The sequence below is a fragment of the Stappia sediminis genome (genome assembly GCF_009826895.1).
GTDB classification, from domain to species: Bacteria; Pseudomonadota; Alphaproteobacteria; order Rhizobiales; family Stappiaceae; genus Hongsoonwoonella; species Hongsoonwoonella sediminis.
This window is the reverse complement of the sequence record NZ_WUMV01000007.1, coordinates 147552-160217: the sequence shown is the minus strand read 5'-3', so window position 1 is coordinate 160217 and position 12666 is coordinate 147552. Positions and strand designations below refer to the sequence as shown.

Annotated in this window: 9 protein-coding genes and 1 tRNA gene; 5 read left to right on the top strand and 5 right to left on the bottom strand. The window is 59.1% G+C overall.

Annotated features, from left to right (window positions below; genetic code table 11):
* Positions 1-4: 4 nt before the first annotated feature.
* Together GR183_RS15085 and GR183_RS15080 are read right to left on the bottom strand one after the other, a co-directional pair.
* Entirely contained in the window at positions 5-1057 is a 1053-nt protein-coding gene (locus tag GR183_RS15085) for a Fe(3+) ABC transporter substrate-binding protein (protein ID WP_160776486.1), read from the bottom strand.
* Between the two features lie 391 nt (positions 1058-1448).
* On the bottom strand, positions 1449-2486 hold the full coding sequence (locus GR183_RS15080) for a zinc-binding dehydrogenase (RefSeq protein ID WP_160776485.1): 1038 nt from the start codon (positions 2484-2486) through the stop codon (positions 1449-1451).
* Between the two features lie 310 nt (positions 2487-2796).
* On the opposite strand from GR183_RS15080, the gene GR183_RS15075 reads away from it, so the two are divergent.
* Both GR183_RS15075 and GR183_RS15070 read left to right on the top strand, forming a co-directional pair.
* The gene (locus GR183_RS15075; protein ID WP_160776484.1) at positions 2797-3375 is read left to right on the top strand and encodes a PAS domain-containing protein; all 579 of its coding nucleotides are present in this window, start codon (positions 2797-2799) and stop codon (positions 3373-3375) included.
* Positions 3314-4546 carry a methyl-accepting chemotaxis protein gene (locus GR183_RS15070; RefSeq protein WP_160776483.1) on the top strand — a complete coding sequence of 411 codons (1233 nt, stop codon included), beginning with the start codon at positions 3314-3316 and terminating at the stop codon, positions 4544-4546. The genes GR183_RS15075 and GR183_RS15070 overlap by 62 nt, the downstream gene beginning before the upstream one ends.
* Positions 4547-4597: 51 nt before the next feature.
* On the opposite strand, the gene GR183_RS15065 is transcribed toward GR183_RS15070, so the two are convergent.
* The 3 genes from GR183_RS15065 to GR183_RS15055 form a co-directional block, all read right to left on the bottom strand.
* Positions 4598-5467, bottom strand: a complete 870-nt coding sequence (locus tag GR183_RS15065; RefSeq protein WP_312846836.1) for a c-type cytochrome — start codon at positions 5465-5467, stop codon at positions 4598-4600.
* A 491-nt stretch (positions 5468-5958) separates the two neighbouring features.
* Positions 5959-6921 (bottom strand): threonine dehydratase, encoded by a 963-nt coding sequence (locus GR183_RS15060; RefSeq protein WP_160776482.1) that lies wholly within the window; start codon positions 6919-6921, stop codon positions 5959-5961.
* 121 nt (positions 6922-7042) lie between these two features.
* On the bottom strand, positions 7043-10753 hold the full coding sequence (locus GR183_RS15055) for a PAS domain S-box protein (protein ID WP_160776481.1): 3711 nt from the start codon (positions 10751-10753) through the stop codon (positions 7043-7045).
* A gap of 359 nt (positions 10754-11112) precedes the next feature.
* On the opposite strand from GR183_RS15055, the gene GR183_RS15050 reads away from it, so the two are divergent.
* The 3 genes from GR183_RS15050 to GR183_RS15040 all read left to right on the top strand — a co-directional run bounded on the left by GR183_RS15050 (position 11113) and on the right by GR183_RS15040 (position 12499).
* Entirely contained in the window at positions 11113-11496 is a 384-nt protein-coding gene (locus GR183_RS15050; RefSeq protein WP_160776480.1) for a phasin, read from the top strand.
* Between the two features lie 231 nt (positions 11497-11727).
* Positions 11728-12237, top strand: a complete 510-nt coding sequence (locus GR183_RS15045) for a phasin (protein WP_160776479.1) — start codon at positions 11728-11730, stop codon at positions 12235-12237.
* Between the two features lie 185 nt (positions 12238-12422).
* Positions 12423-12499: transfer RNA gene (locus GR183_RS15040), tRNA-His, on the top strand.
* The last annotated feature ends 167 nt before the right edge of the window (positions 12500-12666 follow it).

Below are 12666 nucleotides of genomic sequence, written 5' to 3'. Positions count from 1 at the left end.
ACGGTCAGCTTGCCGGACCATCGTCATACCCGACCTTGTCGACCAGTTCGCTCGCCGTCTTGCGGTGTGCGGAAATCTCCGAAAGCGGCAGATCGTCCGGCGTAAAGGAGCCCCAGGAGCGCACGAGTTCGGATGCCTCCACACCCGGCTTCACCGGATATTCGAAGTTCGATTTCGCGTAGATCTGCTGCGCTTCAGCCGACGACAGATATTCCATCAGCTTGAGCGCTTCGTCGTGATTGGGCGCATATTTCGCCATAACCACTCCGGAAATATTCACATGCGTGCCGCCTTCGGCGCTCGTCGGGAAAAGGATCTTGGCGGAGTTCGCCCACTCCTTCTGCTCCGGCTCCTTCTCGTTCGTCTGCATCTTGCCCATGTAGTAGGTGTTGCCGAGGCCGATGTCGCATTCGCCCGAGTAAATTCCCTGCACCTGGCCACGATCGTTGCCTGCTGGCTTGCGGGCAAGGTTGTCGCGCAGGCCCGCGAGCCATTCCTCCGCCGCCTTTTCGCCCTTGTGGGCGACCACGGAAGCGAACAGGCCGATGTTATAGGGGTGCTGCCCGGAGCGTGTGCAAATGCGGCCCTTCCACTTCGGATCGGCCAGTTCTTCGTAGGTGATGGCGTCCTGCGTCACGCGTTCCTTGGAGGCAAAAACGACGCGCGCGCGGGTCGTCAGGCCGAACCAGTGGCCTTCCGGATCGCGGAATTCGGCCGGAATATTGGCGTTGATGATCTCGGAATCGACGGCTTGCGTCACGCCGAGCGCCTTCGCCCCGTCGAGGCGGCCGATGTCGACGGTCATCAGGATATCGGCCGGCGAGTTTTCGCCTTCCGCCTGCATGCGCTGCGCAAGGCCCTTGTCGGCGAAGATGACATTCGTCTTGATGCCGGTCTTTTCCGTGAAGGCGTCGAGTAGCGGCTCGATCAACTCCGGCTGGCGGTAGGAGTAGATATTGACTTCGCCCGCGGCGGATGCGGGCAGCGTTAAGGCGGCAACGGTCAAAAGGCCGGTGGCTGCGGCCGCAACGCGGCCGGCCAGGGAAGTCTTGTTCATTTCTGTCTCCACGCAATCAGGGTGCAAGGCCCTGATGTTGGTTCTTCGGGCCCAGCGTCGGTTCTTCGAGCCCGAGCCGGTTCTTTGAGAATGAGTATCATTCTCCATTCAACGGCGGCAATAATATCGTCGGCGGCCATGCTGTCAATGAAAAGTTGAATGAATTCAATAGGTTAGAATTGTTCTAAACTAACTTGAGCTTTGCCTTCCAGTTTTTGGCCGCGGTCCGACATGGCCGTTGCCGGTAAGGCTCTGACAGGCAAGATTATTTGTGCGTGGCGATCGCGAGGGCCGCCGCGATATTTTGGACCTCAAGACACGGTAGATGTCATTCGGCATCCGTCTGCCGTGCGTGCGAAGGCTTTATGCAGGCATTCGTCGCATCCCGGCATTATTGCTTGAAGTTGGTGATGACCGCTGTACCCGGAGGCGTGGGTCCGTTCATCGCCCTAAGCTCCGCACTGGCGCCTGACAATGGAATTTCCCTGGCGACCATTGGACTCAGGTCAACCGCACCTCGCTCGATCATTCCAAGCAGCGCGGGATATTTCCAGGCTGGCATCCCGCGCGTCCCGTAAACCGCAAGGTTCTTCATGTAAACGGCGTTCATATTGATCTTCATCCAGGCGGTATGGCCCACCGGCATACCGACTTGAACATGGCGACCGAGCGTTGCCAGGCATTCGATCGACGCATTGGTGGTTGCCTCGATCCCGAGCGCTTCGATCGAGACCTGCGCGCCGCCTCTCGTAATGTCGCGGATCGCGGCCGCTGCATCGGTTTCGGCAGCATTCACGGCTGCGTCCGCTCCCAATTGCTTCGCATGATTCAGCTTTTCCTCGACGATATCGACGACGACCACCTGCGCCCCCAGCATCTTTGCCAGGAGCATGGTGGCAAGGCCGATCCCGCCGGTGCCATGAACGGCTACCCACTCTCCAGGCTTGAGGGCGGCGCGGTCGGTCAGCGCATGCCAGGCGGTCGTCACCCTGCAACCGAGCCCGGCCGCGAGGGCCGGCGACATCGTTTCGGGCAGATGTACGAGATTGTGATCGAACGGTACGGCCACGTATTCGGCATAAGCGCCCGGTGCACTGAAGCCGGGCACGATCTGGTTCGGGCACGTATTGGAGACGCCGGTATGACAGGCCGGGCAACTGCCGCAAGCAAGAATGAATGGGGCAATGAGGCGGTCGCCGATAGCATGGGTTGCGCGCGCTCCCGCCTCGACTACGGTTCCACAATATTCGTGGCCGAGAATGGAGCCATTCTTGATGCGCGGGTGTTCGCCGATCCAGCCGTGGTGGTCGGAACGGCAGACGCCGCAGGCCGCGACTTCGAGCACCACGCCATTTTCCGGACAGGCCGGATCGGCAACGTCCTCGATGGAAAGGTCTTCATTGAAGTTTCTGACGATAGCAGCGCGCATTGAAAGTCCTCGCTTTTAGAGAGCTTTCCACGAAAGCGGGATCGCTTGCGTGTTTGGAAATCGCTCCAGAATCAACATCTTGAGCATATCATGATCACCCATGCATCCCTGTCTGGCGGGCGTGAAGCCATCACCGCCGTCAACGCGGGGCGCATGGCTGCCGCCTGAAAGCGACCCTGCGTCAGGTTACCCTCGAATCCTCAATTGGATAGCGCCATGCGGGTTCTTACGTATGTCGATATTAACAGGTGTTTTACGTGAAAAAACGTATGACGGCTTGCAGAATAGGCGATGCAAGGCAAGAATATTCATGGCAAGTAAACACGCGCTGCGATTAGATATACATTCAAATAGTCAAGAGAGATATTTTGAAGAAAATGAAATAATTGTTAGCAAAACAGATCTTAGAGGCAGGATTACATACGCTAATAAAATTTTCCTGGATATCGCGGACTATACGGAAAGTGAAGTCTTGGGAAAGCCGCACAGTATTATCAGGCATCCTGATATGCCCCGCTGCATCTTCAAGCTCCTCTGGGATACGATTTCCGAAGGGCGCGAGATTTTCGCCTATGTGGTGAACCGCACCAAGTTCGGCGACCACTACTGGGTTTATGCCCACGTAACTCCGAGCGTCGATGTAAATGGCAAGATCCTGTCATATCACTCGAACCGTCGCGTGCCCGACCGGAAAATCGTCAAGGAACAGGTTATTCCGCTTTATGCGAAATTGCTGCAAGCGGAGCGCAGTCACAAGAACGGCAAGGAAGCGTTGGCCGCCTCCATGAATTTGCTGGAAAGCATCCTTGCGGAAGCCGGAATGGCCTATGACGAATTCATCGCATCCCTCGGTCGCGACAGCGCCCGTACCGCCGTTGTTGCCGCTTGAGGTTATCCAGATGTTTTTCAGAACGAAAAAGTCGCCGATCCGCAAGGTGATCGATGTTTGCAAGCGGGTTGCGGAAGGCGACTTCGAAGCGCGCATTGTCGGTATTCCCGAAAAGGGCGAGATGGCGGAACTCATGCATGCCGTCAATCTGATGATCGACCGGACGGACGCATACTTGCGTGAATCCAAGGCTTGCCTCGAATACGTCAGCCGCAACCGGCATTTCCGGCTGATCTCGGAAAAGGGGATGGTGGGCAGCTTCCTGGAAGCATCGAGAACCATCAACGCGGCGACGCGAGCGATAAAACAAAAGCACGACGGTTTCCGCGAAATCGGCGATCGCTTCGATGCCGAGATGCAGGCTGTGGTCGATACCGTCTCCTCGGCGATCCGGGACCTGAACAGCGCCTCGGAGGATGTAGCGAATGCTTCCGGGACAGCGAGCGAGCAATCGATGATCGCTTCCGCTGGTGCCGAGCAGGCCTCGGTGAACATGCAAAGCGTCTCCGCTTCGGCCGAAGAGCTCACCGGAGCGATCGCCGAGATCAATCGTCAGATGTCGGGTTCGGCGGAGGCGGCGGCGAGCGCCGTCGATCGCTCCCGGCGGATGAACGCGGAAATTGAGGGACTTTCAGCAGCCTCGCTCAAGATCGGGGAGGTGGTTCGCCTTATCGGCGATATCGCCGAGCAGACCAATCTTCTGGCGCTCAATGCGACGATCGAAGCCGCTCGTGCCGGAGAGGCGGGCAGGGGTTTTGCGATTGTCGCTCAGGAGGTCAAGGCGTTGTCAGGTCAGACTGCGGCTGCAACAGAGGATATCGGCCGTCAGATCGCCGATCTTCAGGAGGCGACAAGCCGCGCCGTTGCTGCGAATGGCGACATCAGCGACACGATCCAGCAACTGAGTGAAATCGCGACCGCGATAGCCTCTGCCGTCGAAGAGCAGAGTGTGGCGACGGGGGAAATCGCGCGCAACGTCGAACAGGGGGCTGCGGGAACCCGGGATGTCGCCTCGGGTATGGAAAGGCTCAAGCAAGCCACCGATGAGACCAGGCAGGTCGCTGCAAGCGTGCAGTCTGCCGCGGGCGTCCTGTCGGATCAGGAACGCCGCCTGCTTGATATGCGTGAAGAGCTGAGTGCTTTTGTGGCGGAAGCCACCAGGGTCGGCTGATCCTTCTCGACCGGAAAGCCGGCGCAAATTCGCTCGCGCCGGCTTTAATTGTCAGTGCTCCGATTTTTGCGCCGGAATGCTGCGCAGATAGGCGACCATGGCATCGAGATCCGGCTCGGTGATATTGGCGTAGTAGCCAAAGCCCATCGGTGGCAGGAGGTGGGATCCGTCCCGGCTGATGCCCTTGGCGATGGCCGTCTTGATCTCCTCGTCGGACCATTCGCCAAGGCCCGTTTCCGTGTCGGGCGTGATGTTGCGCGAGACGGAGACGCCCCATGGGCCGGGGAATTCGTTGCCGCCCGCGCCCAGCCTGTCGAAATCCGGGTGGCCGTCTTCCTTCAGCGGCGTATGGCATTCCATGCAGTGGGAAATCGTGACGAGGTATTCGCCGTAGGCCAGCTGGTCGCTCGGGGACGGAGCGCTCAGGCTATCGATCGGGGGGCCGTAAGCGGGCGGAAGAGGAATATTATAGGTGGAGACGGGTATCTCGTTTGTCACTGGCTTGACGCTGCGGATATAGGCGACGATCGCCGCAAGGTCTTCATCCGACAACGCGCGATAGAAGGGCACGGGCATCGGCGGGCCGATCAGCGTTCCGTCTGGTCTCAGTCCCTCACGGATCGCCTTGCCCAGTTCCGCATCGCTCCACGCTCCAATCCCCGTCTCGTTGTCCGGTGTTATGTTCGCGGCATAGGCCTTGAAGGGCTCGGCATCGAAAACGAGGCCGCCGGCCAGTTCGCGCGAATAATCCGGTCCGTCCGGTCCGGCCAGCGTGTGGCAATTGCCGCAGGCGACCGGCCCGTTCATCAGATATTCGCCCCGCTTTAACAGCGTGTCATTGTCTGACGCCGCAGAATCATGCGCAAAGGCAGCCAGCCCGACAGCCAGAGCTGTAAGGAATTTGCGAAAACCGGATGTCACGAAGTCTCTCCCAAATCAAGAATCTTCTGTTTGTTATTCTAAGCTATAGAATACGGAATTAAAAAAGAAGAAAAAATTGCAATACAGTTATTCTGAATATAAATTTCCTATATTCATTATTTTAATATGTGAATACTTTTCATTTCAATGTGGCGGGGAGGCGGCAAGTGCCTTCGCGAGAATTGGGCGCCTCAGGTCATGGACCCATTAATGAGGTGAGGCCCGCCACGATGGCCAGTGCGAGCGTTCGAGTGCAATTGTTGATGAAAACGTCCTTCTCACGGCGGTGCGGAGGGCCGCCCGCGTGGATGGGCGTTGCGAGCCGCTTGAAAAATCATACGAATGAGAATTTCCGGCACGACGGAATTAAAAAAGAACCTGGCGACCCTCTTTTTCTCCCGGAAATGCCTGATTTGGAACTTTTTCGGCCTTTTTCGCCCTGAGAGGATAAGTACCGGCAGGCGAGGGGGGATAGGTGCGCCGGCACAGGATCATATTTCCGGCGTTTCGCCCTCGAGCACCTTGGCGAAAACATCGCGGTCGACGTTCTGGCCGCTCAGCACGATGCCGGGCACGCTGCCGCGGTTTGCATCGGCTAGCAAGGCCGCGAGCGCCGCTGCGCCTGCTCCTTCCGCGATATTATGGGTCGCGCGGTAATAAAGGCGCATAGCTTCTGCGACATCGTCCTCGCTGACGCGGATAACATCCTCGGCGCCCGCGCGGATAACCGCTAGCGCTTCCTCCGATGGGCAACGCACCGCCATTCCGTCGGCGAAGGTGCTGGCGCTGTCGGTTTCCTTGTAATCTCCCGTCTCGAAGGAGCGGGCATAAGCATCCGCCTTCGAAGAGACTACGCCTATGATTTTCGTCTTCAGGCCAAGGGCGTCGCGAGCGGATATCATCCCGCAAATGCCCGAACCAAGGCCGATCGGGACGTAGATGACGTCGAGTTCGGGCACGGAGCGCAAAAACTCTAGCCCGTAAGTTGCCACCCCGCGAACAAGATCGGCGTGAAAGCTCGGCACGAAGTGCAGGTGCTGTTCTTCCGCAAGGTCGAAAGCATGTGCCTTTGCTTCGTCGAAATCCCGCCCGTGCTCTACCAATGTGGCGCCGAAAGCCCGCATTGCCGCGTTTTTTTCCGTGGAGTTGCCATGAGGGACGACGATGGTGCAAGGCAGACCGAAGCGCTTGGCGGCAAAGGCAAGGCTCTGTCCGTGGTTGCCGCGGGTGGCGGAGATAATTCCCTGCCCGGTCGTGCTGTGATCGGCGAAATTCTTGAGATAGACCAGCCCGCCGCGCACCTTGAACGCGCCGATCGGCGTGTGGTTCTCATGCTTGACCCAGACCGTCTTGCCAACGGCCTCGCCGATGAGCGGCCATGCGTATTGCGGGGTCGGGGATATCGCGCCGTAAACGATCTTTGCGGCGTCTTCCATGGCGGCCAGGGTAAGCATTCTGAACCTGCTAGAATCTTCTTTGCGGCGGGGGCTGCCGGCGCCGTTGAATCCCGCTTTCCACCGGCTTTTCAAGCTTATGACGTTGAAGGGTTTTCGCTTTCAGGTCAATGCATTGCCACTATTCGGCAAGCACTCGCTGCGGTGGAAAGGTGATTTCAACGAGTGTGCCGTGGCTTGGCTCGGAATCGATACGGAATGCGGCGCGGTTTGCCTCCACAAGGGCCTTCGTCAGCGGCAGGCCGAGGCCGGTTCCGCCGCCGTGACGAGCTGTGTGAAGCTGGCGAAACGGCTCGAGCGCCATCTGCAAGTCCTTGGAACTCATGCCGATACCCGTATCGCGCACCCTCAGGACGACTTCGCCCGTATCCTCCAGCGCGCTCGAGACGATAACCTGCCCACCGGGCTGGTTGAACTTGATGGCGTTCGACAGGAGGTTCAGGATCACCTGCCGCACCGAGCGACCGTCGGCGACGATATTCGGAACGGAACCGGGAAGGCTTGCACGAATAATAACGCGTTCACGATTGGCCTGCGGCTGCATCAGCGCGACGCACTCGCGGATGATGTCGTTGGCCGAGACCGCTTCGAACGTGAGGTCCAGTTTGCCTGCCTCGATCTTTGACAGGTCAAGCAAGTCATTGATGAGGCTCATCAAATGAGAACCGGAAGTATGGATGTCGCGCAAGTATTCCTTGTAGCGGTCGTTTCCGATCGGGCCGAAGCGTTCCTCCATCATAACCTCGGAAAATCCGATGATGGCATTGAGCGGGGTGCGGATTTCATGGCTGATCTTTGCAAGGAAATCCGATTTCTGAGAGCTTGCGTTTTCCGCCTGCCGCTTGGCGTCGGTGAGCTCTTCCTCCGCCTTCTTCCACTGGGTAATGTCGCGCAGGACAGCACAGAAACGGGGGGTGTCTGGGTCTGATCCGATCCTGCCCAGGGTCATGAAGAGCGGGATTAGCCCTCCGTTGCGCACGCGCCCGATCACCTCGCGCCCGTCGTTCAAAACCGAGGCGACGCCGTTCTTCGCAAGCCCTTCGATATAATCCCTGGCATCGCGGTGGCTTTCCGGTGCCAGGTATTCCATGAGCGATGCGCCCACCATGTCCTCGCGCGCGGCGTCGAACAAGGCTTCCGCGGAACGGTTGACCTTCAGAACCGTCGCCTGGTCGTCGAGAACGAGCACTCCGTCGGTTGCCGTTTCGAGGACCGTGTCGAGTTCGGCAATCTGCTGTTCCGCCTCGCCAAGCGCGGTCTGCGCCATGTGCAGCTGGTCGAATGCGGCTTCCTGCAGCGGATCATGGCGGTCCAGCAGCGACATCATGAGCGCATGCCCCTCACCCCAGGGAACGGCATGAAGCCGCGCTTTCACCGGCTTCGTACCACCATCGGCGAGCCTGACGCGCATGGTCCGCTCGAAAGTCTTTTCTTCGCTGTCTGTCGAAGGCCAGTCCTCAGGCTCGGCGAAGAGAGCTTCCAGCCCACCCGCGCGGTTCAATTCGCCAAGATCCTGGTGGCCAAGCAGCGCAAGAAATGCGCGGTTTACATAGAGGACGTCCGGCTCGCGTATTATCGCGACGCCGATCGGAAGCCGGTCGAGAAGTTTCCTGTCGATTGCGCCGGGTTCCACGGATACGGGCGCACCGTTTTCCGCCGCCGTCTCCGCCTCGTGATAGGCGGTCAGCTCCGCTCCGTCCTCCAGTTCATTTCCGGCTTGCGTAGCGCGGCCTTCCGTCTCGTCCGGATCGAACAGCGGCGGCTCTTGCATGCCGGTGTCGGTTGCTTGTACGGCCTGGGTCGCTGCTTCCGTTTTTACGGTTTCCAGATCCTCACGGCCCGGGCTTTCGTCACTTTCGTCTTCAAATATCTCCTCGGGACCCTCGTCGCGTGCGCCCATGATGCCCGCGTCGGCACGTTCTTTGTTCGCGCCAAGGGTTTCGGCGATCTTGGCGAAAGCTTCCCGTTCGGGCTTCGAAAGGCGCGAGGCGTCTTCCTGGTAAATCACCCTAGCTGCCGCTTCGGCCTCGTAGACCTGCGCTTCCAGGCTCTCGTTTTGATTGCCGGCAGGCTCCTCCGCTCTGGCCTCGGGCTCCTGCGGCCGGGCTTCGGCGTCGAAAGTGTCTTGTGTCGCGCCATCATCTTCGCTGGCGTGGACCTTGCCTCCACCACCCTGATTTTCCTCCGCGTCAAGCGGTATCGGATGGCTTTCCTCCACGACCGTCTCAGGCTCGATGGGCCGTTCATCTGGCAACGGGTCGGCTTCCAGGGAGGGAAGTTCGTTCGCCTCGTCATCGGGCGGTGCAACAAAAGCAGTCTCGCCTTTGTCGCCCGTGATCTCGTCGGACGGCCCGCTCCAGGCGAGGTTCAGCCCCGATCCTTCAGGATCTTCGGTCGCATCCGCACCGCGGCACACGCCGAATCCGCGAAATCCCTCGAATACGCGTCTGCGGTCGAAAGCAGGCAGCGCTGCCATGTCCACAGGGACGCGAAGGGCTTCTCCGGTAACAGGCCAGAAGACGGTTCGCCCGCTCCATGTGTCGCGCCGCGCCAGTGCCTTGGCAATATCCCTGTCAGGGTCCATGCCGAAATGTTCGGCAACCTCCTCCCAAGTCCGGCCGACCACGTCGGCGGCTTGCGGACCCAGCACGGCCTCGAATTCAGGCGAAATGAACGTGAAACGCCGGTCGATATCCATCTTCCAGGCGAAGCGGACCGGCCGCCCGTGACGCGAGAAAACAAAGCCCTCGCTCGGTGGCTCCCGCTCTGGCGCATAGGCGCCTGCCAGGCCCAGCAGGAACCTGCTTTTATCGTTCTCCTTGGGCGGGGCGGTTATCTCGACGATATTCGATCCCGAAAGTTCCTCGGCTGTGTGCGGAACGTCGAACTTCGTTCCGGCAATCGTGCCTTCATCGATGTTTTCGGTCGCCCATACAGTGTCGCTGCTCTCTTCGGGCGCTTCCGCATTCACGGCTGTTGCTTCACCTGCGGGGTAATCGTCCTCAGTGTGCTCGGTTTCATCCGCATGGGCTTGAGCCGGCACGTCAACCGGCTTGACCGTTTTCCAATCCGCATCGTCGCTGGCGTCGGCTTCGGCCCAAACGTCGTCAATGCCGGGATCGGCGGTAACTTCCTCGGTCAGGGCGTCGGCGCCGGTCCTTTCGTCGGTGGCGAGTTCCGCGGTATCGGCTTGCTGGCAGACGACGATGATGGCGTTACCGTCGTCAAGCGCGACGGCTGCGGCTTCGTGGCTTTTGTCGCCGAACGCGACCGATCCGAAGACGGGTGAGCGTTTGCCCGATGCGATAAAATCTCGGACGCCTTCGGAATCGGGGGGCAGCATCTCGCCGCACGAAGCAATCGTATTTCCCTTCCGGTCCACAAGGAATGAGGATCCCTGCTCTCCGGCCAACAGCCTGCATAACCCGTGGGCGGGCCCTTCTTTCGCCAATTGCTGGAAATCGGGCGCTTCGGCAGCAACGATAAGCGCCGCATTGCCGCCACCGGGCAAGGTCATGCGCCGACAAAAGCATGTCAGGATCATTACCCGCAAGCCGCGATAAAACCTCAAGCGCTCGATGCTGTCGCGTTCCATCGACCCGGATGCGGCGATGCGCGCGATATGTGGACGGGCAGGCGAGCGCGAAAGCCCGGATACCTGCGAAAGGTCGTGCAGCGAACGTGCGCCGAAAAAAGCGGCTCCCGATGCATTCGCCCATACGATCGACCGTCCGTCTTCCGCCCATAGCCACGCCGGGCGTTCATCGGTCAGATAGGCGCTCGCCGCGGCAAGTCCGCTCAAAGCCAGATAGCTGCGAGTGAGACCGTCCATCTAAGCCAGCTCCGCCTCTTTCCTGTCGTCCCTGTCGCCCGGTTCGCTGCGCTCTCCTCGGGGGAGCTCAGTTGCGTCACGTGCCCGATACTTATACGACCGGTAAACAGGAAGTTAATATCGCGTCCGAGTCGAGTCGTCCACGCATGGCATTCCTGTGTGACCGTCTGATGTTGCTACGTGGTTAACGGGGGTATCGGCGTGGGCCGGTTGAAACAGGGTGCTTGCGCGTGCATGCTGATCTGTTGGAAACTGCGAGGGAAATGCCTGAATTGCCGATTTTGACGTCATCGGCGGCAGGTCCACTCCAGGCGGCCGGTGCGGCGCCGGCCTGCAAATCAGAAGGAGGTACCAGGATCATGGCAGACAAGCAGCCCGGTTTCGAAATCCCCGAGCAAATGCGCGAATTCGCCGACAAGAGCATGGATCAGGCCCGCAAGGCGTTCGACGATTTCATGTCCGCGACGCAGAAAGCCGTTACGAAGGTGGAAGATTCGACCTCGGCCATGCAAAGCGGCGCCAGCGACATCAACAAGAAGGCGATGGAATATGCCGAGGAGCATATGAATTCCGCCTTCGATTTCGCGCAGAAGCTCGTACGGGCAGGCGATGCGAACGAGATGCTTGAGCTGCATAAGGAATATATGCGCAAGCAGATGGAAACGCTTGGCGAGCAGGCGCGCGAATTGAGCGACAAGGCCAGCAAGACGGCGCAGGACGCTTCCAAGGCGACCAAACCTTGAACGAGGTCATGACCGGCGTTTTCAGCGCGTAGCGAAAACCGCGCAATCTCGATGTTTCGCCGACAATAAAAATGGTGCATTGCAAAAAAATATTGCAATGCACAATAACCTCTCCTATATTCCGGGTGCGGATGACGGCGACCCTTGGATTTGTCGGGTTCGGCCGGCGGTCTTTGCAAGGCTTCATTCAGCCAGGACCGCATCCAACGAGACACGATAGGAGATCACATCATGACCGAGAACACCCAGACCACCGCTTCCAAGACGGCGCGCGCGAAGTCCACCAAGTCTGCTGCGCCCAAGACCGCGCTTCCGAACTTCGAGGCATTCGCCATGCCGAATGTGGAAATTCCGGGCGCTGCCCGCGAGTTTGCCGAGAAGTCCATCGAGCAGGCGCGCGACGCCTATGCCAAGGTGAAGACCGCGGCCGAAGAAGCAACCGATCTTCTGGAAGACACGTTCCAGACGACGCGTCAGGGCACGATCGACTTCAACGCCAAGGCGCTGGATGTTGCCAAGGCGAATTCCGACGCGACCTTCCAGCTCCTCAAGGACCTGATGGGCGCCAAGTCGGTTGCCGAGGCTATCGAGCTGCAGTCGAGCTTTGCCCGCACCCAGTTCGAGACGCTGACGGCCCAGGCTAAGGACATTCAGGAATTCTCGACCAAATTCGCCACCGAGCTTTCCGCTCCGGTGAAGGATGCGGTCGAAAAGTCCTTCAAGCCTTTCAAGGCAGCCTGAACCGTTTGACGCCATTCGTGGTCGATCGAATTCGAACACAAGAACCCGGGCCGTTTGGTCCGGGTTTTTATTTGCCTTCGGTAATTCCGGTATGGTGTCAGCCTTGTGGAGAATCCGGGATTCGGCGGGTTGAAGCCTCTTGCATTCCTCGGGATTAGCGCTTAGTTTCCGCGCCATTCGCGCAAGCAGACGTAGCTCAGTTGGTTAGAGCGTCGGATTGTGGCTCCGAAGGTCGGTGGTTCGAATCCACCCGTCTGTACCATCCTCCCGAAGTTTACCGTTTCTTGAATTTGGCCTGTGACCTGTCATCGCAGGTAACGGTATCCATGACGTTTTTGCGCGACCTTGCTCCGCCATATAAAATCCGGGCCTGTGTCTGGCGGCGAAAGCGACTTCCTTTTCGTGAAATGCACTCCCGATCTCCGATTA

What these genes read in the sequence shown, in the direction of transcription:
- GR183_RS15085 (WP_160776486.1), bottom strand. Translation starts at nt 1,057, where the DNA reads ATGAACAAGACTTCCCTGGCCGGCCGCGTTGCGGCCGCAGCCACCGGC.
- GR183_RS15080 (WP_160776485.1), bottom strand. Translation starts at nt 2,486, where the DNA reads ATGCGCGCTGCTATCGTCAGAAACTTCAATGAAGACCTTTCCATCGAG.
- GR183_RS15075 (WP_160776484.1), top strand. Translation starts at nt 2,797, where the DNA reads ATGGCAAGTAAACACGCGCTGCGATTAGATATACATTCAAATAGTCAA.
- GR183_RS15070 (WP_160776483.1), top strand. Translation starts at nt 3,314, where the DNA reads ATGACGAATTCATCGCATCCCTCGGTCGCGACAGCGCCCGTACCGCCG.
- GR183_RS15060 (WP_160776482.1), bottom strand. Translation starts at nt 6,921, where the DNA reads ATGCTTACCCTGGCCGCCATGGAAGACGCCGCAAAGATCGTTTACGGC.
- GR183_RS15055 (WP_160776481.1), bottom strand. Translation starts at nt 10,753, where the DNA reads ATGGACGGTCTCACTCGCAGCTATCTGGCTTTGAGCGGACTTGCCGCG.
- GR183_RS15050 (WP_160776480.1), top strand. Translation starts at nt 11,113, where the DNA reads ATGGCAGACAAGCAGCCCGGTTTCGAAATCCCCGAGCAAATGCGCGAA.
- GR183_RS15045 (WP_160776479.1), top strand. Translation starts at nt 11,728, where the DNA reads ATGACCGAGAACACCCAGACCACCGCTTCCAAGACGGCGCGCGCGAAG.